Annotated in this window: 21 protein-coding genes and 1 pseudogene; 8 read left to right on the top strand and 14 right to left on the bottom strand. The window is 72.7% G+C overall.

Annotated elements, in window-relative coordinates; genetic code table 11:
* Positions 1 to 1,377, top strand: a complete 1,377-nt coding sequence (locus tag ACZ4W9_RS19685) for an MFS transporter (protein WP_467937371.1) — start codon at positions 1 to 3, stop codon at positions 1,375 to 1,377.
* Here the strand turns inward: ACZ4W9_RS19685 and ACZ4W9_RS19680 are convergent.
* Positions 1,355 to 2,884, bottom strand: coding sequence for an aldehyde dehydrogenase (NADP(+)) (locus ACZ4W9_RS19680; protein ID WP_467937369.1), 1,530 nt, complete (start codon positions 2,882 to 2,884; stop codon positions 1,355 to 1,357). The genes ACZ4W9_RS19685 and ACZ4W9_RS19680 overlap by 23 nt on opposite strands.
* A gap of 146 nt (positions 2,885 to 3,030) precedes the next feature.
* Between ACZ4W9_RS19680 and ACZ4W9_RS19675 the strand changes: the two genes are divergently transcribed.
* The 5 genes from ACZ4W9_RS19675 (at position 3,031) to ACZ4W9_RS19655 (ending at position 7,602) form a co-directional block, all read left to right on the top strand.
* Positions 3,031 to 3,804, top strand: coding sequence for an IclR family transcriptional regulator (locus tag ACZ4W9_RS19675; protein WP_392076441.1), 774 nt, complete (start codon positions 3,031 to 3,033; stop codon positions 3,802 to 3,804).
* 25 nt (positions 3,805 to 3,829) lie between these two features.
* Positions 3,830 to 4,330, top strand: coding sequence for a GNAT family N-acetyltransferase (locus ACZ4W9_RS19670; RefSeq protein WP_467937367.1), 501 nt, complete (start codon positions 3,830 to 3,832; stop codon positions 4,328 to 4,330).
* A gap of 113 nt (positions 4,331 to 4,443) precedes the next feature.
* Positions 4,444 to 5,898 carry a peptidoglycan D,D-transpeptidase FtsI family protein gene (locus ACZ4W9_RS19665; protein ID WP_467937365.1) on the top strand — a complete coding sequence of 485 codons (1,455 nt, stop codon included), beginning with the start codon at positions 4,444 to 4,446 and terminating at the stop codon, positions 5,896 to 5,898.
* 280 nt (positions 5,899 to 6,178) lie between these two features.
* Positions 6,179 to 6,748: a SigE family RNA polymerase sigma factor gene (locus ACZ4W9_RS19660; RefSeq protein WP_467937363.1), complete on the top strand. Its 570-nt coding sequence runs from the start codon at positions 6,179 to 6,181 to the stop codon at positions 6,746 to 6,748.
* On the top strand, positions 6,745 to 7,602 hold the full coding sequence (locus ACZ4W9_RS19655; RefSeq protein ID WP_467937361.1) for a hypothetical protein: 858 nt from the start codon (positions 6,745 to 6,747) through the stop codon (positions 7,600 to 7,602). Before ACZ4W9_RS19660 ends, ACZ4W9_RS19655 begins: the two co-directional genes overlap by 4 nt.
* Positions 7,603 to 7,630: 28 nt before the next feature.
* On the opposite strand, the gene ACZ4W9_RS19650 is transcribed toward ACZ4W9_RS19655, so the two are convergent.
* From ACZ4W9_RS19650 to ACZ4W9_RS19590, 13 genes and pseudogenes are all read right to left on the bottom strand, one after another.
* On the bottom strand, positions 7,631 to 8,746 hold the full coding sequence (locus ACZ4W9_RS19650) for a pectinesterase family protein (RefSeq protein WP_467937359.1): 1,116 nt from the start codon (positions 8,744 to 8,746) through the stop codon (positions 7,631 to 7,633).
* 51 nt (positions 8,747 to 8,797) lie between these two features.
* Entirely contained in the window at positions 8,798 to 10,084 is a 1,287-nt protein-coding gene (locus ACZ4W9_RS19645; protein WP_467937357.1) for a pectate lyase family protein, read from the bottom strand.
* A 97-nt stretch (positions 10,085 to 10,181) separates the two neighbouring features.
* A complete protein-coding gene (locus tag ACZ4W9_RS19640; protein WP_467937355.1) occupies positions 10,182 to 10,961 on the bottom strand; it encodes a rhamnogalacturonan acetylesterase in 780 nt (259 codons plus the stop codon).
* 106 nt (positions 10,962 to 11,067) lie between these two features.
* Positions 11,068 to 12,408 carry an ABC transporter substrate-binding protein gene (locus ACZ4W9_RS19635; protein WP_467937353.1) on the bottom strand — a complete coding sequence of 447 codons (1,341 nt, stop codon included), beginning with the start codon at positions 12,406 to 12,408 and terminating at the stop codon, positions 11,068 to 11,070.
* An 89-nt stretch (positions 12,409 to 12,497) separates the two neighbouring features.
* Positions 12,498 to 13,592 (bottom strand): annotated as a pseudogene (locus tag ACZ4W9_RS19630) (pectate lyase family protein); the annotation flags it as partial.
* Positions 13,593 to 13,621: 29 nt separating this feature from the next.
* A complete protein-coding gene (locus ACZ4W9_RS19625; RefSeq protein ID WP_467937351.1) occupies positions 13,622 to 15,127 on the bottom strand; it encodes a glycoside hydrolase family 43 protein in 1,506 nt (501 codons plus the stop codon).
* Positions 15,124 to 15,969, bottom strand: a complete 846-nt coding sequence (locus ACZ4W9_RS19620) for a DUF6807 domain-containing protein (RefSeq protein WP_467937349.1) — start codon at positions 15,967 to 15,969, stop codon at positions 15,124 to 15,126. Before ACZ4W9_RS19620 ends, ACZ4W9_RS19625 begins: the two co-directional genes overlap by 4 nt.
* Complete coding sequence (locus ACZ4W9_RS19615; RefSeq protein WP_467937347.1) at positions 15,969 to 17,108, bottom strand: Gfo/Idh/MocA family protein; 1,140 nt, start codon at positions 17,106 to 17,108, stop codon at positions 15,969 to 15,971. The genes ACZ4W9_RS19620 and ACZ4W9_RS19615 overlap by 1 nt, the downstream gene beginning before the upstream one ends.
* Before the next feature lie 175 nt (positions 17,109 to 17,283).
* Positions 17,284 to 18,168: a carbohydrate ABC transporter permease gene (locus ACZ4W9_RS19610; protein WP_467937345.1), complete on the bottom strand. Its 885-nt coding sequence runs from the start codon at positions 18,166 to 18,168 to the stop codon at positions 17,284 to 17,286.
* Positions 18,165 to 19,100, bottom strand: a complete 936-nt coding sequence (locus tag ACZ4W9_RS19605) for a carbohydrate ABC transporter permease (protein WP_467937343.1) — start codon at positions 19,098 to 19,100, stop codon at positions 18,165 to 18,167. Before ACZ4W9_RS19605 ends, ACZ4W9_RS19610 begins: the two co-directional genes overlap by 4 nt.
* Positions 19,101 to 19,179: 79 nt before the next feature.
* On the bottom strand, positions 19,180 to 20,913 hold the full coding sequence (gene araD / locus ACZ4W9_RS19600; RefSeq protein ID WP_467937341.1) for an L-arabinonate dehydratase: 1,734 nt from the start codon (positions 20,911 to 20,913) through the stop codon (positions 19,180 to 19,182).
* Positions 20,910 to 21,821 carry a dihydrodipicolinate synthase family protein gene (locus tag ACZ4W9_RS19595; RefSeq protein WP_467937339.1) on the bottom strand — a complete coding sequence of 304 codons (912 nt, stop codon included), beginning with the start codon at positions 21,819 to 21,821 and terminating at the stop codon, positions 20,910 to 20,912. Before ACZ4W9_RS19595 ends, araD begins: the two co-directional genes overlap by 4 nt.
* Positions 21,818 to 22,474: a GntR family transcriptional regulator gene (locus ACZ4W9_RS19590; protein WP_467937337.1), complete on the bottom strand. Its 657-nt coding sequence runs from the start codon at positions 22,472 to 22,474 to the stop codon at positions 21,818 to 21,820. The genes ACZ4W9_RS19595 and ACZ4W9_RS19590 overlap by 4 nt, the downstream gene beginning before the upstream one ends.
* A 225-nt stretch (positions 22,475 to 22,699) precedes the next feature.
* Here ACZ4W9_RS19590 and arr point away from each other — a divergent pair, with 225 nt between their 5' ends.
* The gene (gene arr / locus ACZ4W9_RS19585) at positions 22,700 to 23,128 is read left to right on the top strand and encodes an NAD(+)--rifampin ADP-ribosyltransferase (protein WP_467937335.1); all 429 of its coding nucleotides are present in this window, start codon (positions 22,700 to 22,702) and stop codon (positions 23,126 to 23,128) included.
* Between the two features lie 103 nt (positions 23,129 to 23,231).
* Positions 23,232 to 24,941, top strand: coding sequence for an RICIN domain-containing protein (locus ACZ4W9_RS19580; RefSeq protein WP_467937333.1), 1,710 nt, complete (start codon positions 23,232 to 23,234; stop codon positions 24,939 to 24,941).
* Positions 24,942 to 24,946 lie beyond the last annotated feature (5 nt).

Below are 24,946 nucleotides of genomic sequence, written 5' to 3'. Positions count from 1 at the left end.
ATGCCGAACGGACAGACTCTGATCACCCCTCGACCGACCGGCGGAGACAAGGAGACGGGCACGGCACCGGCGCTCACCCTCGTGGCGGCCATCCTCGGGACCGCCCTGATCACCCTCGACGCGACCATCGTGACCGTCGCCCTTCCGGCGATCGGCTCGTCCCTCGGCGGCGGGATGTCCGGACTCCAATGGGTGGTGGACGCGTACACCCTCGCGCTGGCCGCCCTCATGCTCTCCACGGGCGCCTTCGCGGACCGGGCCGGGGCGAGCCGCGCGTACGCCCTCGGCATCGCGGTGTTCACGCTCGCCTCGGCGGCCTGCGGGCTGGCGCCGGGCCTGGCGGCGCTGATCGGCGCGCGGACGGCGCAGGGCGCGGCGGCGGCCGTGGTGCTGCCCGCCTCGCTGGCCCTGGTGCGCCAGGCCTACCCGGATCCGGCCCGGCGGGGCCGGGCGGTGGCCACCTGGGCGGCCGGCAGCTCGACGGCGCTGGCTCTCGGCCCGGTGGCGGGCGGGATGCTGACCACCTGGTGGGACTGGCGGGCGATCTTCTTCGTCAATCTGCCGCTGGGCGTGGCCGCCCTGGTCCTGCTGGTGCGTGCGCCCCGCTCGGCGCCCCGGCCCGCGCCGCTGGACCTGCCGGGCCAGGCGACGGCGGTGCTCGCCCTGACCGCGCTGACGTTCGCGGTGATCGAGGGCGGTACGGCGGGCCTCGTCTCCGGTGCCGTGGCCGTGGCCGCCGCCGTCGCGTTCGTACGGATCGAGACGCGGCGGTCGCACCCGGTGGTGCCGCTCGGTCTGTTCCGCGACCGGACGGTGCGGCTGGCCGTGGCCACGGGCTCGGCGTGCAGCGTGGCGTTCTACGGGCTGATCTTCCTGTTCTCGCTGTTCTTCCAGCGGGTGCAGGGCCGTTCGGCGATCGCCGCCGGGCTGCTGTTCCTGCCGATGACGGGGCTGGTCACGGTGACGAACGTGGTGGCCGGGCGGCTCGCGGGACGCTACGGGCCCCGGGTGCCGCTGCTGCTCGGCCAGGCGCTCGCGGTGGCGGGACTGCTGGGCCTGTTCGCCGTGGACGCGCGGACACCGGCCGCCGTGGTGGCCGTGCTGCTGGTGCCGATGGCGGTCGGTGTCGCGCTGGCCATCCCGGCCCTCACCACGGTGATGATGGACGCCGTGCCGGCCGGGCGGGCGGGGCTGGCCGCCGGGGTGCTCAACGCGGCCCGGCAGATCTCCGGCGGGCTCGGCGTCGCGGTGTTCGGCGCCCTGGTGGCCGGCGGTTTCGCCGCCGGGCAGCGGGCGAGCCTGGCCGTGGCGGCGGCCCTGCTCGCCCTGACGTTCCTGCTCGGCTGCCGGCGGGTTACCGCTCCAGCCGCCCGTTGAACCGGCGGGGCAGGCCGAGCGGGTTGTCGTCCTTCAGCTCGGCCGGCAGCAGGGCCTCGGGCGCGTTCTGGTAGGCGACCGGCCGCAGCCACCGCTCGATGGCGGTGCCGCCGACGGAGGTCGAGGTGGAGGTGGTCGCCGGGTAGGGACCGCCGTGGTGCTGGGCCGGTGCCACGGCGACCCCGGTCGGCCAGCCGTTGACCAGGACGCGCCCGGCCAGCGGGGTCAGCTCGGCGAGCAGCTCCGGTCCCCGGCCGTTGCCCGCGGCCTCCTGGGTGGAGAGCTGGACCGTCGCGGTGAGGTTGCCCGGGAGCCGGGACAGGACGGTCTTGGCCTCCTGCTCGTCGGTGTAGCGGGCCACCACGGTGACCGGCCCGAAGCACTCCTCCAGGAGCAGGTCGTGGTCGCCCTCCTCGGCCAGCTTCGCCGCCGGCACGGTGAGGAAGCCCGCGCTGACCGTGTGCTCGCCGCCCTCGCCCGGGGTGACGGGCGCGTCCACGTCCGGCAGTTCGGCGCGTTCGGCCACGCCGGCGACGAAGTTGTCCCGCATGCGGTGGTCGAGCAGCACCCCGGCGTCGGTGCCGGCGACGGCGTCGGCCAGGGACTTCACCAGCCGGTCGCCGCCCGCGCCGGAGGGCACCAGCACCAGGCCGGGCTTGACGCAGAACTGGCCGGTGCCGAGGGTCATCGACCCGGCGAGCCCGCCGCCGATCTCCTCGGCGCGCTCGGCCGCGGCGGCCTCGGTCACCAGGACCGGGTTCAGCGAGCCGAGTTCGCCGTGGAACGGGATCGGCACCGGGCGCGCGGCGGCGGCGTCGAACAGTGCCCGGCCGCCGCGGACGGAGCCGGTGAAGCCGGCGGCGGCGACCAGCGGGTGCCTGATCAGTTCGAGGCCCGCCTCGAAGCCGTGCACCAGGCCGACGACGCCCTCGGGAATGCCGTGCGCGGCGGCGGCCTCGCGCAGCACCCCGGCGACCCGCTCGGACAGCGCCGGGTGGTCGGGGTGGGCCTTGACCACGACCGGGCAGCCCGCGGCGAGCGCGCTCGCGGTGTCGCCGCCGGCGACGGAGAAGGCGAAGGGGAAGTTGGAGGCGGAGTAGACGGCGACGACGCCGAGCGGCACCTTGTAGCGGCGCAGGTCCGGCACGGGCGGGGTCGCGGTGTCGTCGGGGTGGTCGATGACGACGTCGAGGAAGGCGCCTTCGTCGACGATGTCCGCGAAGGCCCGCAACTGGTACGCCGTCCGGGCGAGTTCGCCGTTCAGCCGGACCTGGCCGAGGGCGGTCTCGGCGTCGGCGGTCTCGACCAGGCCGTCCCGGGCCGCCTCCAGGCCCGCGGCGGCCGAGCGCAGGAAGGCGGCGCGGACCGCGCGGTCGGCGAGCGCCGCGCGCGCCGCCTGCGCCGCGCGGACCGCCGCGTCGACCTCCTGGGCTGTGGCCTCGGCCGCAACCTGTTCACGCTGCTTCCCGGTGCGCGGGTCGACGCTCCAGACTGGTGCTGCTGCCACCGCGGGTCCCTCCCAAAAAGGCCGCACTATCCCGAACCATGCGCGTCACCCCTCGCCGCGTTCGATATACTGAACGCCGTCTCTGATGATGAACGCTGCTGAGACTATATATCTGAGGTCCTCGTCGAACGAAGGGGTCAAGGGCGATGACGGCAGGCGACACAGGGGGCGGGGCGCAGGTCAAGTCCGCGGTACGGACCGTGGAACTGCTCGAGTACTTCGCCGGCCGGCCCGGTATGCACTCCCTCGCGGCCGTCCAGGAGGCCGTGGGCTATCCCAAGTCCAGCCTCTACATGCTGCTGCGCACGCTGGTGGAGCTGGGCTGGGTGGAGACCGACGCCACGGGCACGCGGTACGGCATCGGGGTGCGGGCGCTGCTCGTGGGCACCTCCTACATCGACGGCGACGAGGTGGTGGCCGCCGCCCGGCCCACCCTGGACCGGCTCTCCGACGACACCACGGAGACCATCCACCTGGCCCGGCTCGACGGCACCAACGTGGTGTACCTGGCCACCCGCCAGTCCCAGCACTACCTGCGGCCCTTCACCCGGGTCGGCCGCCGGCTGCCCGCCCACTCCACCTCCCTCGGCAAGGCGATCCTCGCCACCTACACCGACGAGCAGGTGCGCAAGCTGCTGCCCGAGACGCTGCCCGCGCTCACCGAGCACACCCTCACCGACCGGGAGCGGCTCATCGAGGAGCTGCACCAGGTCCGGGAGCAGGGCTTCGCCGTCGACCGCGAGGAGAACACGCTGGGCCTGCGCTGCTTCGGCGTGGCCATCCCGTACCGCACGCCCGCCCGGGACGCCATCAGCTGCTCGGTCCCGGTGGCCCGGCTGACCCCGGCCCACGAGCAGATGATCAAGGACGCGCTGTTCGACGCCCGGGACCGGCTGACACTGGCGACCCGGCGCCTGTGAGCCGGGGGGCCGTAGGCTCGGCCGCATGAAGATCGCGCTGCGCGCCGTCCGGGACAGTGACGTGCCGGTGTTCCACCGCCAGATGACCGACCCGGAGGCCGTCCGGATGGCCGCGTTCGGCCCGGAGGACCCCTCCTGCCCGGAGGCCTTCGCGGTCTACTGGCGGCGGCTGCGCGCCACCTGCGCCGTGCTGCGCACCGTCCTGGCCGACGGGGTGGTGGCGGGCAACGCCGCCGTCTACGGGGTGGCCGGCGAGCGCGAGGTGACGTACTGGATCGACCGCGCGTACTGGGGCCGGGGCGTGGCGACGGCCGCGCTGCGGGCCCTGCTCGCGGAGGTCCCCGAACGGCCGCTGTACGCGCGGGCGGCGGCGGACAACGCGGGATCGCTGCGCGTGCTGGAGAAGTGCGGGTTCCGCGAGGCGGCCCGGGCGCGGGGGTTCGCGAACGCGCGGGGCCGGGAGATCGAGGAGGTCGTCCTCGTCCTGGAGGGCGGCGCGGACCGGCCCGGACGGGCGGCTTCCTGACGGCCGGCGGCACTCCCCTCCCGGGCGCGGCGCCGGGCCGCTTCCTGAAAGCGGGATGAAAAAACGGGGCGTACGGGAACGTTCACCCCCGGTCCGCTCGTCTTCCGGGCGGGATGAACAAGACGATCAGGCGGGCGTCCGTCTTCGCGCTGCTGCTCGTGCTCGCCCTGCTGGTCAGGGCGACGTGGCTGCAGGTGTACGACGGCCAGGCCCTCGCGGACGACAACGACAACCGGCGGAACGTGATCGCGACGTACTCGCGTCCCCTGGGGAACATCATCGTGGCCGGGGACGCGATCACCGGTTCCGCGCGGACGAAGGGAAGCGACCTCGCGTACAAGCGGACGTACACGGACGGCGAGCTGTACGCCGCGGTGACGGGCTATGCCTCGCAGGCCTACGCCCCCACCCAGCTGGAGGGCATCTACAAGGACCTGCTCAACGGCACGGACAACCAGCTCAAGACCGTGATGGACACCGTCACCGGGGAGCGCGCCGACCCGGGCGACGTCATCACGACCATCGACCCGGCCGTGCAGAAGGCGGGCTATCGCGCGCTGGGCGGCAAGAAGGGCGGGGCCGTCGCGATCGACCCGAAGACCGGGAAGATCCTCGCCGTGGTCTCGACGCCGTCGTACGACCCCTCCGCGCTCACCGACGCGAGCACCGCGGGCACGGCGTGGAAGGCGCTCAACGCGGACGAGGACAAGCCGCTCACCAACCGCGCGCTGCGCCAGCCGCTGCCGCCCGGCTCGACGTTCAAGCTGGTCGTCGCCGCCGCCGCGCTGGAGGACGGGCTGTACAAGGACGTGGACGAACCCACCGACAGCCCCGATCCGTACGTCATGCCGGGCACGGTGCTCCCGCTGAAGAACGAGAACACGTCGGCGCCGTGCGAGAACGCCTCCATCCGGGTCGCCCTGCGCTACTCGTGCAACAACGTCTTCGGCCACATGGCCGTCGAGCTGGGGCAGGACAAGGTCAGGGACATGGCCGAGAAGTTCGGCTTCAACGACGAGGAGCGGGACGTCCCGGTGCGCGCCTACCCGAGCGTCTACCCCTCCGGCATGGACAAGGCGCAGACGGCCCTGTCCGGCATCGGCCAGTTCGACGTCACCGCCACCCCGCTGCAGATGGCCATGGTCTCGGCGGTCATCGCCAACGACGGCAAGCTGGCCTCGCCGCACATGGTCGCGCGGATCACCGACAGCGGCGGCGACGTGCTGAAGGACTACGACGACGACACCGGCACCTCGGAGATCATCAGCTCCGCCACCGCCGAGCAGCTCCAGTCGGCGATGGTGACGGTGGTGAAGGACGGCACCGGCACCAACGCGCTGATCGACGGGGTGACCGTCGGCGGCAAGACCGGCACCGCGCAGCACGGCGAGAACAACAGCAAGACGCCGTACGCCTGGTTCACCTCGTACGGCAAGTCGGACGGCGACGGCAAGGAAGTGGCCGTCGCGGTGATGGTGGAGCAGTCCGACGCGGCCCGCTCCGAGGTGAGCGGCAACGGCCTGGCGGCGCCCGTGGCCCGGGCCATGATGCAGGCGGCGCTGAAGTAGCCCCGTCCGTGGCGCCCCGGCGGGGGGCGGGGCGCCACCCACTCCCCCGGCCCCGTCCGGCGCGGATCCCCCCTGTTTCCCCTTCCTTGTGAACCCTCTTCGGGTCATTTCCGTGTTCCCTCAACGGGTTCGGTCCGTCATACACCGTCCGGCCCCCCGTACGAGAACACGTAAACGATCACTGCTACGCTTCCGGATCTCCGTCCGGGCCTCCCTGGACTTCTCGCATGTCATTCACATGACACTCACCTCCAGAGCGCGTATCGAGAAGAGGTCACCCGTGGGCACAGTCGTCGACGACGCAGCCTCCGTGGAGTTCCATACCTTCTTCGAACGGCACTACGCCGAACTGGCCCGCCTCGCCCACCTGCTGACCGGCGAGCCGGACGCCGCCGACGACCTGGCGGCCGACGCCCTGCTGGCCCTGTGGCACCGCTGGGACCGGGTGCGCGCGGCCGACCGTCCGGTGGCGTACGCGCGGGGCGTGGTCGCCAACCTGGCCCGCACCCGCATCCGCGGCGCGGTGCGCGAGCGGCGGCGGATCGCCCTGTTCTGGCCGCGCGGCGAGGAGCGGACGGAGAACCCGGACGTCGCCGGCGTGGTGGACGTCCAAGGGGCGCTGCGCCGACTGCCGTTCCGGAAGCGGGCGTGTGTGGTGCTCCGGCACGCGTTCGACCTGTCGGAGAAGGACACCGCGCTCGCGCTCGGGATCTCGGTGGGTACGGTTAAGAGCCAGACGTCCAAGGGCATGGCCGAACTCCAGCGACTGCTCGGCCCGCAGGGCGACCCGCGGTGGGTGCACGCGGCGATGGCGGCCCGGGGCGGGGAGAGCGGAGGAAGGAACCGATGAGGCGGCAGGACGTGCACGACGAGCTGCGCGCCCGGCTGCACGAGGCGGCCGGGGCCCATGAACCGGACCGCGCACGCATCCTGGCCCGGGTGGAGCGCGGCATGGCCGAGCCGTCCCGCCCCGGCCACCGCGCCGTGCGCCCGCCGGTGGTGGGGTGGTTCCGGGTGGCCTCCGCGACGGCCGCGGTGGCCGGTGTGCTCGCGGTCGGCGGCTACGCGGTGGCGTCCGCGGTGAAGGACGAGCCGCCGGCCCGCCGGACGGTGGCGGCCTCGCCGACGCCCAGCGGGTCCCCGCAGCGCACCACGGCCCCGGCACCCCCCGTCCGCACGGCCCGCCCGACGCCCGGCGGGACGCCCGGCGCCCCCTCCCGGGCGCCGTCCTCCTCGCCCTCCTCCCCCGCCTCCGCCACCCCGGGGGCCACCGCCCCGGCCGCGCCGCCGCCGGCCCGTGCCGAGCGGAGCGGCCCCCTGTGGTCGGACGGCTCGGTCGACCCGCACAGCAACGGCTTCTGGGCGCAGAGCAACCTGACCCTGAAGACGTCGGACCGGCTCACGTCCCTCACCGTGGAGTTGCGGATCGCGCAGACCGGCGGGGTGACCTCCACGGGCGCCTGGCGCTCGCTGCCCGAGGCGGACTTCGCCCAGCGCGTCGTGGAAAAGGACGGGTTCGTCGTCTACACGTGGACGCTGCGGCGGGGGCGTACGGTGCCGGCCGGCGAGTGGGTGTTCGCCGGGCAGTACGACCACGCCCGCGGGGGGCGGGACGCGAAGGACGACGGCTATGTCATGACGGGGACGGCCGGCGGGCGCACCTACGCGGTGGCCGGCGACTTCGCCCCGCACGTCCCCTCCTAGGGCCGGCCGGCTCCGGCCGTGCCCGCGCTCACCCGATCGACATGCGCGAGCGTCGCCGGGGGTCCCAGTCACCGAGCCAGGCGGCCGGGGTGTGCCGCGCGGCCTCGGCGGCGGTGAGCTGCGGCCGGTCGGCGGGCACGCTCACCACCGCGCCGGGCCCGGAGTTGCGGTACTCCCCGAAGCGCATGGACTGCCACGGGTAGGCGTCCCGCATGCTGGCGTAGGGGGCGACCGGGTCGATGCCGGGGCCGAGCCGGGTGTCGCGGACGGTGAGCATCGGGTGGGCGGTGGGGTCGGAGCTGGGCACCCAGGGCCGGGCCAGCTTGTAGGAGGCGTCCGGGGCCTCGCTGGTGACCCGGCTCCGGGTGACCAGGAAGCCGTGCGGGTTGGCCCGGGCGGTGGAGGGCGCGAAGACGAAGCCGTAGGGCGCGGCGGGCAGGTCCGTGCGGTCCAGGGTGCGGAAGTGGCAGTGCTCGAACACGGCGGCGGCCCGGCCGAAGACGAAGTCGACGTCTCCCTCGGCGTAGCAGTGCGCGTAGTACTGCCGGGCGAAGGCGGACAGGACCGTGGAGTCGGCGTACAGGGTGTCCTGGTGGCCGAGGAAGCGGCAGTGCCGGAAGGCGTTCCGGTCGCCCTGCGCCTTGAGGGCGACGGCCTGGGTGCCGGTGGTGCCGGGGTGGTCGGCGCGCAGCCAGTCGTTGGCGAAGGTGATCCGGTGGGCGGTGAACCCGTCGGCCTGGACGGTGACCGTCGCCGAGCCGCTGGTGCCGTGGGTGCCGCCACCGGGTGCCGGGGTGCCGGCGGCGTTGTCGTGGACGATCACCACCTCCCGCGGGTCCTCGCCGGCGCCGATCCAGGTCATCTCCGTGCGGCCGGGGTCGACGGCGACCGTCTCGCGGTAGGTGCCCGGGGCGATGACCAGGGTCCGGCCGGTGCCGGTGGCGGCGGTGACCGCGGCCTGGACGGAGGAGAAGTCGCCCCGGCCGTGCGGGTCGACGTACAGGGTGTCCGGGGTGAGGCGGCGGGCCGGGGAGCCGTAGCGGCCGAAGGGGCGGGGGCGGGCGTGTGCCGGGGCGGGTGTCAGGGCGAGCGCGGCGGCGGCTCCGGTGCTCGCGGTGAGGAGACCTCGTCGGGTCAAGGGCATGGGCGTCCTCCCTCTCGGGTGACCGGGGCGGGACACGCCCCGGCCAAAAGGTCAGCGCAGGCGTCCGGCGCCCGCGTGGTGGCCGACGATGCCGGGGACGGCCTGCGGCCGGTCCACCCTGGTGCGCAGGCTCGGCGTCCAGCCGGCCCCGGACCGCAGGACCTCGCCGGGCACCTCCGCGTTGTGGACGGCGAGGAGATCCACCGGCCGGCCGTTGACGTGGTTGTCGGCGGCGGTGACCGGGGCGTCCTTCCACTTCTTCAGCACCGCTCCGGCCCGGGCACCGTCCGGCAGGGTGAACGCGTTGTGCTCGGCGACCAGTTGGGACTCCAGGCCGATGCCGTAGGTGTAGGAGTAGCCGTCGCCGGCGACGAAGTGGTTGTTGTACGAGTCCACCTGCCCGAAGCGGACGCGCGGGGCCCGCTCGACCAGGTTCCGGAACAGGTTGTGGTGGAAGGTGACCTTCAGGTGCCCGCGGTCGACGGCGGCGGTGGCCGCGCTGTCGCTGTTGCCGACGAGGATCGTCTTGTCGTGGTCCTCGAAGACGTTCCAGGAGGCGGTGACGTAGTCCGCGCCCTTGACGACGTCCAGTTCGCCGTCGTGCTGCTGGTAGATCCGGCCGTAGTACGACGGCAGGGTACTGTCCGGGTGCTCGCCGTCGGTGAAGGTGTTGTGGTCCATCCACACATGGGTCGAGCCGTACACCACGGCGCTGTCGTACTCGGAGTTCCAGTTGCCGTCGGCGGTGTCGGTCGGGTCCCACTGCGGGAAGCAGTCGAGGGGGCTCTCGAAGGCCAGGTTGCGCACGATGACGTTGTCGACGCCCTTGATCTGGAGGCTGGCGCCCTTGAACCCGGCGTCGCGGCCGACACCGACGATGGTGGTGTTGGCGGGGACGGCCGCCTTGATGAAGGCGTCCTGGCGGGCGGCCGAGGCGCGGCGCAGGCCCTCGGGGCTGTCGTCGGGCTCGGCGTCGAGGGTCTTGGTACGGCCCCACACCGCCGGGTCGTAGGTCTTCAGATAGGCGTCGAAGTCGTAGCCGGGCACCGCGAACGCGTCGCAGCCGGGGCCGTCGGCGTCGAGGGTGCCCTTCACCCGGACGATCTTCGGGGCGCTGCCGCCGTCGGCGAGGGCGGCCTTGAACTGCTCCCAGGTACCGACGGTGTAGACGTGCGCGGGGTCGGCGGCGGCCCCGCCGGTCGTCCCGGTGCCGTACGCGGCCCAGCCGTCCCGGGCGGGCAAGGTCTGCCGCTCGGGGCCGGCGTGGTGGGCGGGGTGCGCGGACGCGGTGCCGGTGACGGCGAGGACGAGGGCGGTGGCGCCCACCAGGGCACTCATGACCCGTCCATGACATCTATGGGTACGCACTGTGCGGCTCTCCTCGGTGGATCGGTGGATCGGTGGATCGGTGGTCCGGTGGCTCGGTGAGCGCTGGTCAGGGCGCGGGGGCGGGCGGCCAGGTGATCCAGGACGCCGGGACGTCCTCGTCCAGCCGGCGGACGTCGGGCCGGGCCAGCACCCGGGTGCGCAGCAGCTCCCGCGCCACCAGCCGCGCCACGGCGATGGCGCCCGGCGGGTTGAAGTGCGTGTTGTCCTGCTCGGTGGCGGTCCAGTTGAAGTAGGTCTTCGTCTCCTCCGGGCCGAGCCGCTGCCACAGCGCGAGCGACAGCGCCTCGATGTCGAGCAGCGCGACCTTCTCCTCCCCGGCGAGCGCCCGCATGGCCGCCGGGTAGTCGCCGTGGGTGGGCTGGGCGGTGCCCCCGGCGTCGAACCTGCGGCGTTCCACGGAGGTGGCGAGGACGGGCCGGGCACCACGCGCGCGGGCCCCGTCCAGATACAGCCGCAGATACCCCTGGTACGTCGTCCACGGCTCGGTGGAGCGGGTGGGGTCGGTGGCCTTCTCGTCGTTGTGCCCGAACTGGACGACCAGCAGATCCCCGCGCCGGATCTCGGCGAGAAGGGCGTCCAGCCGGCCTTCGTCGACGAAGCTCTTCGAACTCCGTCCGTTCACCGCGTGGTCGACGACCTCCAGCTCCTTGTGGAGGAAGAAGGGCAGCGCCATTCCCCAGCCGGTCTCGGGGGCGGCGTCGGCGTATTTCACAGCGGCCGTCGAATCACCGGCGATGTAGAGGCGGCGAGCGTCTTTCGGCGAACGCCGGGCCAGCGGGACCGCGGCGATCGCGGCGGACGTGACCTGTCTGCGCGTAAGGGACACAACCTGCGCCTTTCACCTGTGTCTCGGTCGGGGGGCGCGGGGAAACGCGCGACCGGCCCGTCACCGGCCGGCGGTTCCCCGCCCCCGCGACCATCCGAGTGGACTCTCAGTGGTTCTGCTTCCAGTCCTCCTGTGCCTTGTTCAGCTGGTCGGCCAGCAGGTCCAGGAATTCCTTCGCGCTCATCTTGCCGAGCAGCACCTTCTGGAAGTTCGGCTCGTTGTCGGCCTTGGAAATGGTGTTCCAGTCGGGCAGGTAGTACGGCAGCTGAACGATCTTCGTGCCGGCCCCGTCCAGCGCCTCGGTCGCCAGCTTCGTCGGCTCGTTGGCCCGCACCCAGGCGTCCTTCGCCGCCTCCGTGTTGGCCGGCACCGACCCGGCCGACTCGTTCCACTTGCTGTTCGACTCGTGCGAGGCGGCGAACTCGATGAACTTCCAGGCGGCGGCCTTGTTCTTGCCCGGCTTGAACAGGGCGAGCCCGTCGACCGGGTTGGACACCTGCACCCGCGTCCCGTCGTCCAGGGTCGGGCTGGGGATGCCCCGGAACTTGCCCTTCAGCGCCTTCTCGTGGTCGGCGTAGGAGCCCAGGTTGTGGCTGAGCATCCCGATCGTGCCGGAGTCCCACTGGGCGACCATCTTGGTGAAGTCGTTGTTGACGTCGGCGGCCGGGGTGTTCTTCTTGTACAGCCCGGTGTACTTCTCCAGCGCGGCCACGTTCTTCGGGTCGTTGACGGTGGTCTTGTCGCCGTTCCAGAAGGACGTGATGCCGCTCTGCCCGTACATGGCGTCCAGGGCCTGGGCGATGGAGCCCTCACCGCCGCGGATGGTGTAACCGAAGGCGTTCTTGTCCTTGTCGGTGAGCTTGCCGGCGGCCTTGTAGAACTTCGTCCAGGTGGTCGGCGGCTCCAGCCCGGCCGCGCCGAACAGGTCGGTCCGGTACCACAGCGTGCCGTTGTTCGCGGACGTCGGCACCGTGTACGTCTTGCCGTCCCCGCCGGCCGCCTTGACGCTCTCCAGGAACTTGGCGTTGAGCGTGCCGCCGAGCGGGCTGGAGGAGAGCCGCTGGTCCAGCGGCTCCAGCGCGCCCTGCGCGGCGACCTCGGCGAGCATCGCGGTGCCGACGCCGCCGACGTCCGGCAGGCCGCCGCCCTGGATGGCGGTGTCGTACTTGGACTGCACGCTCGCGGCGGGGATGCCGACGTACTTGACCTTGATGTCGGGGTACTTGGCCTCGAAGTCGGCGATGATCTGCTTCCAGACGTCGGTGCGGACCCCGCCGTTGTTGTCCCAGAAGGTGATCTCGCCCTTGCCGGACCCCTCGTTCCCCTTCTGTCCCGCGCTGCCGCTGCCGTCGTCGCCGCAGGCGGTGGCGGTCAGCGCGAGGACGGCGCCCAGGGCCGCGGCCAGGGCGGCGCGCCTGCTTCCGCGGGTGTGGATGCTGCTTGTCATTGGTCGGCTCTCTTCTGCTGGATCGGGCGGGGACAACGGGTGTGGGGGTCGGTGCGAAGTCGTGGGACGGGTCAGCGGCGGGCGTACGGCGCCCGGTCGTCCGGCACGCGCGGCACGGCGCCGATCCGCTCCTGCGGGCCGGAGAAGCGCTTGACCAGGGCGGGGACGGCGGCGGCCGGGTCCGGCCGGTAGGCGTAGAAGGCGTGCGGGTCGAAGCCGGTGCCGTGCTCGTCGGTGCGCCCGCCGGTGTTCCTCAGGATCGATCCGCGCTGCACCAGCTCGGCCGTGGCGTCGGCCTGGTAGGGGTGCTGGACACCGTCGTAGTAACTGTTCTCGATGACCATCTTCGTCCGTCCGCGCGACCAGTTGCCGTACGTCCACACCGGGTCGCCGTCGGCCACCTGGCCCGACAGATAGTTGTTGTACAGGTGCGCGTAGGCGCAGTTGTCGGCGGACGGGTTGCGCTGCTTGGTGCCGGAGAACCAGTTGTGGTCGATGGTGATCTGGCTGCGCACGTTGCTCGTCCAGCCGATGCCGAGCGCCTTGTTGTGGTGCGTGAACCGGTTCCAGGAGACGGTGACGTACTGGCTGTCCTTGCGGATGTCGAGCAGCCCGTCGCCCATGTGCGTGAAGCGGTTGTGGTCGATCCAGACGTGGTCGGCGCCGTCCATCTGGAGGGCGTCGAAGTCGGTGGTCTTGCCGTCCCAGTCGCCCTCGACGTAGGAGTCCCGGATCGTCAGGTTGCGGATGACGACGTTGTGCGTGCCGTCCAGGTGCAGTTCGCCGTGGACGATCTCGCCGGTGTCGCCGACGCCGACGATGGTCTTGTCCGAGGCGACCGCGATGTCCGAGCCGAAGGGCTCCACCGCGATCGATCCGGCGACCCGGATGACGTACGGCTCCGGGGCCGACGCGTAGCGGGCGAGGGACGCCTGGTCGGTGACGGTGACGACCCGGCCGCCGGCGCCGCCGGTGGTGCCGCCGGCCAGCGAGGCGAAGCCGTGCGGCCGGTCGTCGAAGGGCCCGGCGGCCGGCCCGGGGGGCTGTGCCGGGGCGGCGGCCACCGCCGGTTCCGCAGCCTCCGCCCGGCCCGCCGGTCCGGGGGCGAAGGTGGCGGCGAGGGCGGCCACGGCGGCCAGGACGGTGGCCGGCCGGGGCAAGCGCTTGCCAGGGATGTGCGTCATTGCGGCTCCCAACAGGGCTTCTTCAGGAACTACAGGGGCGTGATCCGGAACCGGGTGAAGGTCGCCGAGCCCGCGTGCCCGGGCCCCTCGGGTGCGACGGCGAACAGGCCGAGCAGGGCGCCGACCCAGCGCCAGGGCGTGGCGGCGAAGACCGGGCCGGAGGGGCGGAAGCCGTCCCCGGTGTCGTAGGAGAACCGGCAGCGCGCCCCGGGTCCGGTCTCGATCCGCAGCCGTGCCCGGCCCTCGGGCGCGGCGCACGGCACCCCGGCGTCGCGCTCCCGCTCGGCGACCGTCTCCCCGAACCGGTGCACGAGCCGGACCGTGCCGTCGGCCCCGCGCTCCAGCCCGATCCAGGAGAAGGCGTCCCCGAGCACCACGAGTCCCGCGCGGGCGCCCGGCTCGCCGGCGTCCAGCCGCAGCTCGACCTCGGCCGTGCCGGGCAGCCCGGGCAGCCGCTGGGTGAGGACGTTCGGCAGTTTCCGCGGGTCCTGGGCGTCGGCGGAGCGGACGCAGGCGAGCCGCAGCCCGTCCCCGGAGTGCTGGGTGGCCCAGCCGTCGCCGGGGTTGGCGGTCCACTGCCACTGCCGGCCGTACCGGCCGCCGGGGAAGTCGTCGTCGGTGGCGGGCGCGGCGGGCGGCTGCGGCGGCAGGGCGGGCCGCCGGTGTACGGCGACGGGGGCGCCCTCGTCCCCGATGACCGGCCAGTGGTCCCTCCCCCAGCGCATCGGCTGGAGGTGGACCACCCTGCCGTAGGGGCCGCGCTGCTGGAAGTGCAGGAACCAGTCCTCGCCGGCCGCGGTGCGCACCCAGCCGCCCTGGTGGGGGCCGTTGACGTCGGTGTCCTTCTGCTCCAGCACGATCCGCTCCTCGTACGGGCCGAAGAACCCGCGCGAGCGGAACGCCCCCTGCCAGCCGGTCTCCACTCCCCCGGCGGGGGCGAGGATCCAGAACCAGCCGTCGTGCCGGTAGAGCTTGGGCCCTTCCAGGGTGAACCAGCCGGGGACGCGGTCGCCGTCGACGATCACCTTGCCCTCGTCGAGCAGCGAGGTGGCGTCGGGGTGCATCCGGTGGCCGGTGAGGCGGTTCTTGACGCCGGAGCGGGACTTGGCCCAGGCGTGCACGAGGTAGGCCTCACCGCTCTCGTCGTCCCACAGCGGGCACGGGTCGATCAGGCCCTTGCCCGCCTTGACCAGGTGCGGCCGGGTCCACGGGCCCCTGATCTCGGGGGCGTTGACCTGGAAGATGCCCTGGTCGGGGTCGCCCCAGAAGATCCAGAAGCGGTCGTCGTGGTGCCGGATGGAGGGCGCCCAGACCCCGCGGTCGTGCCGGGGCAGCGCGAATTCCTCCTCCGGTTCCAGGCGTTCGAGGGCGTGGCCGACGAGGGTCCAGTCGACCAGGTTCCGGGAGTGCAGCAGGGGCAGTCCGGGGACGCGGCCGAAGCTGGAGGCGGTGAGGTAGAAGTCGTCGCCGACGCGGACCACGTCCGGGTCGGACCAGTCGGCGTTCAGCACCGGGTTGCGGTAGGTCGCGGTCACTGGGCCACCGCCTTGCGGACCAGGGCGGCCACCTCGTCGCGGGCCGGGCGGCCGTCGGCGACGACGGTGACGATCCGGCGGACGAGGGTCTCGCCGGGCGCGACGGCCAGCCGTTCGGTGTGCGCCAGCGAGGAGCCCACGCCGGGGTACTCGGCGGCCCGGACGAACCAGGGGTCGCGGCGGGTGCCGTCGGTGGCCCCGGCGAACGCCAGCGTCCAGTCCGCGCCGGCCAGCGCGAGCCAGTCGGCACGGGCGCCGTGCGTCTCGGCCTCGCCCTCCCGGTCGGCGGTGAAGACCTCCGGGGGCCGGGACTCCTTGCGGGCCCGCCAGAAGAAGCCGCCGTAGGCCGCGCCGGGCCGGCCGTTGGTGGCGGGGCTGCCGAGGGACAGCGGGCCGGGGGTGACGTTGGTGAGGGAGAAGGTGAAGTCCAGCGCCCAGGCGGACCCGGTGAGCCCGGTGGCCGCGACCGTGCGGCGCTCGCGCAGCAGCTCGGTGCCGGCGGCGACCCAGCGCAGTTCCTCCACGAAGCCGTCGGGGTCGCACAGCTGGAAGCCGGTGTGCCGCTGGGCGCCGTGGTTGTCCAGTTCGGTCGGCCCCCGGTCGCGCACGAAGGTCCGGCCGCCCCAGAAGTTGTGCCCCTCGACGTCGGGAACGGCGACACCGACGCCGAGGTGGTGGGCGTGGTCGGCGGGGCTCACCTCGGTGACCGGTGTGCCGGCCAGGGTGGTGACGGGGTGCAGATAGGGGCGCGGGGCGAGCCGGGCGGGCAGTTCGGGCCGGGTGACATAGCGGCCGACCGGGCGTCCCGCGGCCCGCAGGACCAGGCTGTCGTGGGCTGTCATCAGGTACTCACCTCGTTCGGCGGGGCCCAGGGGGCGCCCAGTTCGGAGTAGAGGGCGAGGGTGTCGGCCGCCGCCGCGACCAGGCCGTCGACGCCGGGCACGATCCGGCGCCGTTCGTCCGGCAGCAGCCGCCAGGCGGTGTCCGGCAGCGGCGCCGGGTCCGGGGCGGAGCGGATCGCCTCGACGACCCGCATGAAGGCGCCGGTCCGGTCCGGCGGCACCAGCAGCCCGGTGCCGTGTTCCAGGTGGCCGGCCAGGTTCTCCAGCAGGTCCGTGCGGCCGTACTCGGTCTCCTCCGGGCCGTGCCCGGTGCGCTGGAGCAGCACCCGGTCCTGCTTGTACCAGAAGGTGATCCGGCCGGCGTCGCCGTGCACCAGCACATACGGCTCGCCGGGATGCTCGGCGCACAGGGTCGCGGCGACCGTGACCGGTCCGCGCGGGGTGCGCACGCGGACGCAGGAGGTGTCGTCGGACTCGATGGCGTTGGCGCGCAGCAGTTCGGTCTCGATGCCGGTGACGTCCTCGGCGCGGGTGGTGCCGAGCACGGCGAGGCCGGTGGCGACGGCGTGCGCGAGGGGGTTGGTGAGGACCCCGTCGACCACGTCGGCGCCGTTCAGCCGCCGCCGGCCCGCCCAGGGCGCCCGCCGGTAGTAGGCCTCGTCCCGGGCCCAGGCCCCGGCCGCGCCGACCCCGGCGACCCGCCCGATGGCGCCCTCGGCGATCAGGCGCCGGATCGCGGGCACCGCGTGCGAGCCGAGCGACTGGAAGCCGATCTGGCAGGCCACCCCCGCCTTCGCGACCCCGTCGGCCATGCGGCGGAACTCGGCGTAGGAGGGCGCGGGGGGCTTCTCCAGCAGCAGGTGCACACCCCGCGCGGCGGCGGTCAGGGCCAGTTCGGTGTGGGTGGGGATGGGCGTGCAGATCACGGCGATCCGCGCGCCGGTGGTGTCCAGGAGCGCGCCGAGGTCGGCGGACTGCTCCGGTGTGCCCAGGCCGTCGGGGATCTCCGCCCCGGTGAGCGGGGTCAGTTCGCAGATCCCGGCGAGCCGCACCACGCCCCGGGCCTGGAGCCGGCGGATGTTGTCCAGATGCCAGCGGCCGTGACCGCGGGCGCCCGCGAGGACGACGGGTACGGTCATGGGATCCTCCCCGCGCCCGCGCCGCGCGCCACGGCCCGGTGGGCCGCCGCCGCGCTGTCGGTCCTCCCGTGCGGGACGGGCGTCCGGCCGGCGTCCCCCGTCAGGTCGCGCTCGCCGCCACGGTCGCAGGCGGGGCCAAGGGCGAGCAGGCCGACCGGACGGCCTCCCCCGGGCCTCATCCCTTCACCGCCCCCGCGCTGAAGCCGGTGATCAGCCACTTCTGGATGAAGGCGAACACGATCACCACGGGCACGGCCGCGATGATGCCGCCCGCCGCCAGGGCGCCCAGGTCGACGCTGTCGGCGCTCATCAGGGTGTTGAGGCCGACCGGGATGGTCTGCTTGCCCTGGTCGGAGAGGAACATCAGGGCGAACAGGAAGTGGTTCCAGGCGTGCACGAAGGCGAAGGAGCCGACGGCGATCAGCCCGGGCCGCAGCAGCGGCAGCACCACGATCCGGAAACCGGTCAGGCGGTTGCAGCCGTCCACCCAGGCGGCCTCCTCCAGGGAGTACGGCACGTTCCGGATGAACCCGCTGATCAGGATCATCGACAGCGGCAACTGGAAGACGGTCTCGGCGATGACCACGCTGCCCAGGGAGTTGATCATCCGCAGGTTGGCGAAGATCTGGAACAGCGGGACCAGCAGCAGCGCGCCCGGCACGAACTGCGAGCACAGCAGCGCCAGCATGAAGCCGCGCTTGAGGCGGAACTCGAAGCGGGCGAGCGCGTAGCCGCCGGCCAGGGCGACGACGGTGGTCAGCACCAGGGTGGCGAGGCCGACGTAGACGCTGTTGGTGAAGTAGGTGCCGAAGCTGCGCTCGGTCCACACCTTCTCGAAGTGCTCGAAGGTCATCGGCCAGGGCACCAGGGAGGTGGAGCCGGCCGGGCGGAGCGCGAAGAGCAGGATCCAGTAGAAGGGGATCAGCGTGAACAGCAGGTAGACGGAGAGCGGGACGTAGATCTGCCAGCGCGGGACCTCGTCCCAGGCGCGGCGCTTCCCGCCGGGCCGGGCGGGCTCGGCCGCCACGCGGTCGGGAGCGGGAGCGATCTCGGTGATCACCTGGACTCACCTCCGAACTTGCTCAGCCGCAGATAGACGATCGAGCAGAAGAGCAGGATCACGAACGCCACCGTGGTGAGGGCGGAGGCGTAGCCGAAGTTGTGGGCGTCGACGGACGTGTTGGCGATGTACAGCGGCAGGGTGGTGGTCTCGCCGGCCGGGCCGCCGCCGGTCAGGGTGTAGAGCAGGTCGACGTTGTTGAACTCCCACACCGCGCGCAGCAGCGTGGACAGGACGATGGCGTCCTTCAGGTGGGGCAGGGTGATGTGCCAGAACTGCTTGAGCCGGCTCGCCCCGTCGACCTCGGCGGCCTCGTACAGGTCCTTGGAGACGGACTGGAGGTCGGCGAGGATGAGGATCGCGAAGAACGGCACCCCGCGCCACAGGTCGGCGACCACCACCGCCGGGAACACCGTGGAGGTGTCCGACAGCCAGCTGGTGCCGTAGGAGCCGAGGCCCGCGTCGGCGAGGTAACGGCTGATGCCGGTCTGGGAGTTGTAGAGCAGCACCCAAATGGCGGAGGTCAGCACGCCGGAGACGGCCCAGGGCGAGAAGACGAGCGCGCGGCCCACGGCCCGGCCCACGAAGGTCTGGTTGACGATGAGCGCCAGGGCGAGACCGCACAGCAGCTGCAGCCCGACTTCCACCACGACCCACTTGGCGCTGAAGGTCAGGGTGTCCCAGAACTGCGGGTCGTGGGCGAACGCGTGGGTGAAGTTGTCCAGGCCCGCGAAGCCGTTCCGCCAGGGTTTGGTGGGGTTGTAGTTCTGCAGGCTGTAGTAGAAGACGCTGAGCACCGGGTAGGCGATGAAACCCAGCATCAGCAGGGCCGCCGGGGCGATCAGCAGATACGGCAGCCTGCGCGGGGTCGCGGAGGCACGGCGCCGCCGGGGTGGCGCGGGCGGCTTCGCCACGGCTGCGGCTTGGGCCATGACTGTTCTCCGTTCTCGGTGAAGCGCTTTCCGATCGATGTTCGGGATCTCGACCGCATGGGGTCGTGGCGAGGGCGGTTCAGCCCGCGTAGGGGTCCTGCACCGTGCCGGACCGGGCGAGGAACTCGAAGTCGCAGCCGGTGTCCGCCTGGGTGATCTGCTCGCTGTAGAGCGCGCCGTAGCCGCGTTCGTAGCGCACGGGCGGCGGTGTCCACTCGGCCCTGCGGCGCTCCAGCTCCGCGTCGTCCACGTCGAGCCGGAGCGTGCGCGCCCCGACGTCGAGCGTGATGAGGTCCCCGGTGCGCACCAGGGCCAGGGGGCCGCCGACGTAGGACTCGGGGGCCACGTGCAGGACGCACGCGCCGTAACTCGTGCCGCTCATCCGGGCGTCGGAGATCCGGACCATGTCCCGCACCCCCTGCTTCAGCAGGTGGTCGGGGATGGGCAGCATGCCGTACTCGGGCATGCCCGGGCCGCCCTTGGGGCCGGCGTTGCGCAGCACCAGGACGCTGTCGGCGGTGATGCCGAGCGCGGGGTCGTTGATGGTGCGCTGCATGGTCTTGTAGTCGTCGAAGACGACGGCCGGGCCGGTGTGCCTGAGCAGGTGCGGCTCGGCGGCGATGTGCTTGATGACCGCGCCGTCCGGGCAGAGGTTGCCGCGCAGCACGGCGACCCCGCCCTCGCTCGCGACCGGGTTGTCCCGGGTGCGGATGACGTCGCCGTCGTGGACCCGGGCGCCGCGTATCTGCTCGCGCAGGGTGTCGTGGCACACCGTCGGACGCTCCAGGTGGAGCAGGTCGGTGATCCGGGAGAGGAACCCGGGCAGGCCGCCGGCGAAGTGGAAGTCCTCCATCAGGTACTTCTGTCCGCCGGGACGGACGTTGGCGAGGACCGGGACGGTGCGGGCGATGCGGTCGAAGTCGTCCAGGGTGAGCCGGACCCCGGCCCGGCCGGCCATGGCGATGAGGTGGATCACCGCGTTGGTGGAGCCGCCGAGGCCGAGCACGGTGGTGACGGCGTCCTCGAAGGCCTCCCGGGTGAGGAGGTGGGACAGCCTGCGGTCCCGGTGGACGAGGTCGACGGCGGTCATGCCCGCCTTCGCCGCCATCCGGTCGTGCCCGGAGTCCACCGCCGGGATGCTGGACGCGCCCGGCACGGTCACCCCGAGCGCCTCGGCGGCGGCGGTGAGCGTGGACGCCGTGCCCATCGTCATGCAGTGGCCGGGCGAGCGCGCCAGGCCGCTCTCCAGCTCGGCCAGTTCGCAGTCGCCGATGAGGCCGGCCCGCTTGTCGTCCCAGTACTTCCACATGTCGGTGCCGGAGCCGAGGACCTCGCCGCGCCAGTGGCCCGGGAGCATCGGGCCGGCCGGCACGAACACGGCGGGCAGGTCGACGGAGGCCGCGCCCATCAGCAGCGCGGGCGTCGACTTGTCGCAGCCGCCCATGAGCACCGCCCCGTCGACCGGGTAGGAGCGCAGCAGTTCCTCGGTCTCCATGGCGAGCAGGTTGCGGTAGAGCATGGGGGTCGGCTTCTGGAAGGTCTCGCTGAGGGTGGAGACCGGGAACTCCAGCGGGAAGCCGCCCGCCTGCCACACGCCGCGCTTGACGGCCTGGGCGCGGTCGCGCAGGTGGACGTGGCAGGGGTTGATGTCGGACCAGGTGTTGAGGATGGCGATGACCGGCTTGCCCAGGTGTTCCTCGGGCAGATAGCCGAGCTGGCGGGTGCGGGCGCGGTGGCTGAAGGACCGCAGCCCGTCGGTGCCGTACCACTGGTGGCTGCGCAGTTCCTCGGGCCGCTTGGGGGTTGCGTTCACATGGACCATCCGGCGGCGATGGCGGCGACCTCGGCGCGCTCGTCCTCGGGCAGCGGCCTGCTGGGCGGGCGGACGTCCCGGCGGCACAGGCCGAGCGCGGCGAGGGCCTCCTTGACGACGGTGACGTTGTTGGCGCTGCCCTGCGCGGCGCGCAGTTCCTCGAAGCGGCGGATCTGCTCCCAGACCTTCATGGCGGCCGGGTAGTCGCCGGCGCGCAGGGCGTCCAGCATGTTCCGGGAGACGGCCGGGGCGACGTTGACCAGCCCGGAGGTGAAGCCGGTGGCGCCCGCGGAGAAGTAGGAGGGGGCGTACGGTTCGGCGAGTCCGGCCACCCAGACGAAGCGGTCCAGACCGGCGTCGCGGGCGAAGGCCGCGAAGTGGGCGGCGTCCGGGACGGCGTACTTCACGCCGATGACGTTCGGGCAGTGGCCGGCGAGTTCGGCGAGCCGGGCACCGGGCAGCTGCGCGTTGCGGATGTACGGCACGACGCCCAGCTCGGGGACGGCCTCGGCGATGGCGCGGTGGTAGTCGACCCAGCCGGCCGCGGACACGTAGGGGTGCACCGGCTGGTGGACCATGACCATCTGCGCGCCGAGGTCGCGGGCGTACCGGGCGGAGGCGATCGCGGTGGGCAGGTCGTGGCCCACGCCGGCCAGGATCACGGCGCGGTCGCCGGCCTCGGCCACGGTGATCTCGGCGACCAGCCGGCGCTCCTCGGGGGTGAGGGCGTAGAACTCGCCGGTGTTGCCGTTCGGGGTGAGGGTGGTGACCCCGCCGTCGAGCAGGCGACGCAGCAGCGCCCGGTGGGTGGCGGTGTCGACGGTGCCGTCCGCGGCGAAGGGGGTCACCGGGATGGCCACCACGTCGGCCAGGGCCGCCCGTTGGGCCTCGAAGGTCACGCTGCTCATTGCTCACCTTCCGTGGGGAGGGGCTCGGGGAACGCCCGGTGGACGAAGGACGCGATGTGGGCGTGCAGGGCGCCGGCGGCCCCGTCCGCGTCGCCGTCCAGCGCGAGGCGCAGGATCTCCCGGTGCTCGGCGGCCTCCCGCTCCCAGGAGGGGTCGGTGGCCCAGGCGACGGCGGAGACGAGGGCGGCCTGGTCGCGGACCTGGTCCAGCATCCGGGCGAGCAGCGGGTTGCCGCACGGCAGGTACAGGGCGCGGTGGAACTCGCGGTTGGCCAGCGAGCGTTCGGCGGTGTCGGTGGCGTCGTCGGCGCGGGCCAGCGCGGAGCGGGCGGCGTCGAGGGAGGAGCCCTTGGTCACGGCCCGGCGCAGCGCCTCCGGCTCCAGCAGCAGCCGTACGTCGTACACCTCGCGCGCCATGTCCGCGTCCACCATGCGCACCGTGACGCCCTTGTACTGGCTCATCACGACCAGACCGGTTCCGGCGAGGGTCTTCAGCGCCTCGCGCACCGGGGTCTTGGACACCCCGAACTGCGCGGCCAGTTCCGTCTCGACCAGTGCCTGACCGGGCGTCAACTGCCCGGTGAGGATGCGGTGTTTGATCGCGTCCAGCACGTATTGCGTGCGGGACGGGATCGGCGTGGGCACAGAGGTCATGCGGCCCTCTCGGATCTCACATATCGCGTCTCATATATGACGTACGAAGTACGACGCGTTGAAGGTAGGAGCGGCCGGAAGCTTCGTCAATGCTTCTGACAAAGGAAGTTGCGGTGACGGGGGTTCCGTTTCACGGGAGGGGAAGCGGACCGCGCCCCTCGTGTGCGGTTCCGGCAGCCGCCGTGATTCCCTGTCCTCCCGAGCCGAGGACTGAGGAGCACCCCCATGACCAGCACCCCTGTCCCCTTCCAGGTGTACGAGGCGGGGACCTGTCTGCACGGGACGAAGGCGGACCTCGCTCCGGGGGACGTGCTGACCCCCGGTCACGCGTCCAACTACGAGGAGGGTCGCACATCCCGTCACGTCTACGTCTCCGAGACGCTGGACGCCGCCGCCTGGGGCGCCGAGCTGGCGGCCGGCGAGGGGCCGGGCCGGATCTACGTGGTGGAGCCGACCGGCACCCTGGAGGACGACCCCAACGTCACCGACAAGAAGTTCCCCGGCAACCCCACCCGTTCCTACCGCACGCGCGAGCCCGTGCGTGTCGTGTCGGAGCTGAGGGACTGGACCGGCCACTCCCCCGAGCAGATCGAGGCCATGCGCGACGCGCTGGCCGACCTCCGCCGCCGCGGCATCGCCACGATCCTGGACTGACGGGGCCGCCGGGAGCGGAGGACCGGCCGCCTACGGTTCGCGGCCGGGGGCCCGGCGAAAACCGCGAGGGCTCCCCGGCCGCGGCGTGGTTGACTTGTCCGCCGTGAAACGATTGTTCGAACACGTACGGCGTGTCCTGACCCCGGTGGCCGGCGCGGCCCTGGCCGCCGGTCTGCTGCTTCCCGCACAGCCCGCCCAGGCGGCCTCCCAGTTGACGTCTTTCGACGCCGACTTCACCCTGACGCGAGTCGACGGTGACAAGGAGCCCCTGATCGAGTCGGCGGAGTCGGCCGGTGTCGCGAGGGCGGCCGTCACCGACGTCCTGGGCTCCCGCACCGGAATCGCCCACTTGTGCCACGGCACCGGGCTCAACGGCGCGCTGGCCTACGACGGTTTCTGCTGGGACCGCGACGACGACACTTCCCGGTACGACGTCGGGGACGGCGGCTGGATGCCGCAGGGGTTCACCGGCTCGCACGACGCCTACGCGGACGGCCTGTACCAGGGCCGGCACCTGTACATCGCCTCGTGGTATTACGGCAAGTTCGATTCCGCAACCGGTGCTCCAAACGAGCAGTACACCCGGATCTCGATCACCCAGTCGACCGGTGACCAGGTGACGTACGGGCACGTGGCGCTGGTGGAACCGGTGCGGGGCAACTTCAAGGAGCTGTCCTACAAGTCGCACGCGGACGGGATCGCCTGGTACGGCAACCGGCTCTTCGTGGCCAACGGCGTGGAACTGCAGGTGTACGACCTCAGCCACCTGTGGAGCATGAACGACACGAGCGATGCGGGCGGTGCCGACACCGGAATGAGCGGAGGGCGCGCCTCCGCCCGCTGGCACAGGTGGGCCCTGCCGCTGCTGGCCCGCTACACCACCAAGCCGGGCGCCGTCACCGACACCGATCCCCAGCCGTTCGGCGCGGGCGTGCGGACCTGCGGCCCGGCCAAGGACGTGCTGTGCCTGAGCGGCCTGAGCGTCGACCGGTCGACGTCCAGCCTGGTCTCCGTGGAGAACATCGGCAAGAACACCGGGGCGCGCATCGTGCGCTGGCCGCTGGCACAACTGGGCACCCAGCTCCCCGCCAAGGTGACCTCGTCCTCCCGCGGTTACTACGCCGACCCGGTCCTCAGCGTGCAGGGCGCGGCCACCGACGGCACGCACTTCTACCTGAGCGGCGATTGCCCGTCGTCCTGGCCCTCGGGCTACTCGTGCGTCCACGTGGCGGCGGAGGGTGAGGCAACACACGTCCTCACGCAGGCGCCGGGGCTGACCGAGAGTCTTTCCTGGGATCCGAACGCCGGGCGTCTGTGGGGCCTCAACGAAGCCCTCGCGGAGAAGGACCCCCCGTATGGGGTCGGCCCCAAGCGTGTGGTGTTCTCCATCAACCCGTCCGCCGGGGCGGCGGTAGACGGCTGGGGGTGGATGTCCAACTTCACCAAGCCCGGCTTCACGTGTGCGACGCCCAAGGGCGACGGCACCGCCAACGGGACCATCGTCACGGTCTGGCACTGCATCGGGTCCGAGAGCCAGCGGTGGGCCTTCCAGGACGGCCGCCTCGTCCACAAGGCGAGCGGCAAGTGCCTGACCCCGCAGGCCGACGCGGAGGACACCAACGGCGCCGTACTGACCCTGTGGACCTGCAACGGCAACGCGTCACAGCTGTTCAAGCAGGACGGGGGTGCCGTGACCAACCGCCTCGGCAAGGCCGTCACGCCCAAGGGGGACTCGCTGGACGACGGTACCTATCTGACCCTGTGGTCGAAGACCGGCAACGACTCGCAGGAGTGGCGGGTCAAGGGGTTCTGACGCAC

This window comes from Streptomyces sp. NPDC029296 (assembly GCF_055569255.1).
This window is presented reverse-complemented; position numbering and strand designations above follow the sequence as displayed.

Bases quoted from the DNA above. Each gene is read 5' to 3' on its own strand.
- ACZ4W9_RS19605 (WP_467937343.1), bottom strand. From the start codon at position 19,100: ATGGCCCAAGCCGCAGCCGTGGCGAAGCCGCCCGCGCCACCCCGGCGG.
- ACZ4W9_RS19615 (WP_467937347.1), bottom strand. From the start codon at position 17,108: ATGACCGTACCCGTCGTCCTCGCGGGCGCCCGCGGTCACGGCCGCTGG.
- ACZ4W9_RS19620 (WP_467937349.1), bottom strand. From the start codon at position 15,969: ATGACAGCCCACGACAGCCTGGTCCTGCGGGCCGCGGGACGCCCGGTC.
- ACZ4W9_RS19645 (WP_467937357.1), bottom strand. From the start codon at position 10,084: ATGAGTGCCCTGGTGGGCGCCACCGCCCTCGTCCTCGCCGTCACCGGC.
- arr (WP_467937335.1), top strand. From the start codon at position 22,700: ATGACCAGCACCCCTGTCCCCTTCCAGGTGTACGAGGCGGGGACCTGT.
- ACZ4W9_RS19655 (WP_467937361.1), top strand. From the start codon at position 6,745: ATGAGGCGGCAGGACGTGCACGACGAGCTGCGCGCCCGGCTGCACGAG.
- ACZ4W9_RS19665 (WP_467937365.1), top strand. From the start codon at position 4,444: ATGAACAAGACGATCAGGCGGGCGTCCGTCTTCGCGCTGCTGCTCGTG.
- ACZ4W9_RS19675 (WP_392076441.1), top strand. From the start codon at position 3,031: ATGACGGCAGGCGACACAGGGGGCGGGGCGCAGGTCAAGTCCGCGGTA.
- ACZ4W9_RS19595 (WP_467937339.1), bottom strand. From the start codon at position 21,821: ATGAGCAGCGTGACCTTCGAGGCCCAACGGGCGGCCCTGGCCGACGTG.
- ACZ4W9_RS19650 (WP_467937359.1), bottom strand. From the start codon at position 8,746: ATGCCCTTGACCCGACGAGGTCTCCTCACCGCGAGCACCGGAGCCGCC.
- ACZ4W9_RS19590 (WP_467937337.1), bottom strand. From the start codon at position 22,474: ATGACCTCTGTGCCCACGCCGATCCCGTCCCGCACGCAATACGTGCTG.
- ACZ4W9_RS19685 (WP_467937371.1), top strand. From the start codon at position 1: ATGCCGAACGGACAGACTCTGATCACCCCTCGACCGACCGGCGGAGAC.
- ACZ4W9_RS19670 (WP_467937367.1), top strand. From the start codon at position 3,830: ATGAAGATCGCGCTGCGCGCCGTCCGGGACAGTGACGTGCCGGTGTTC.
- ACZ4W9_RS19635 (WP_467937353.1), bottom strand. From the start codon at position 12,408: ATGACAAGCAGCATCCACACCCGCGGAAGCAGGCGCGCCGCCCTGGCC.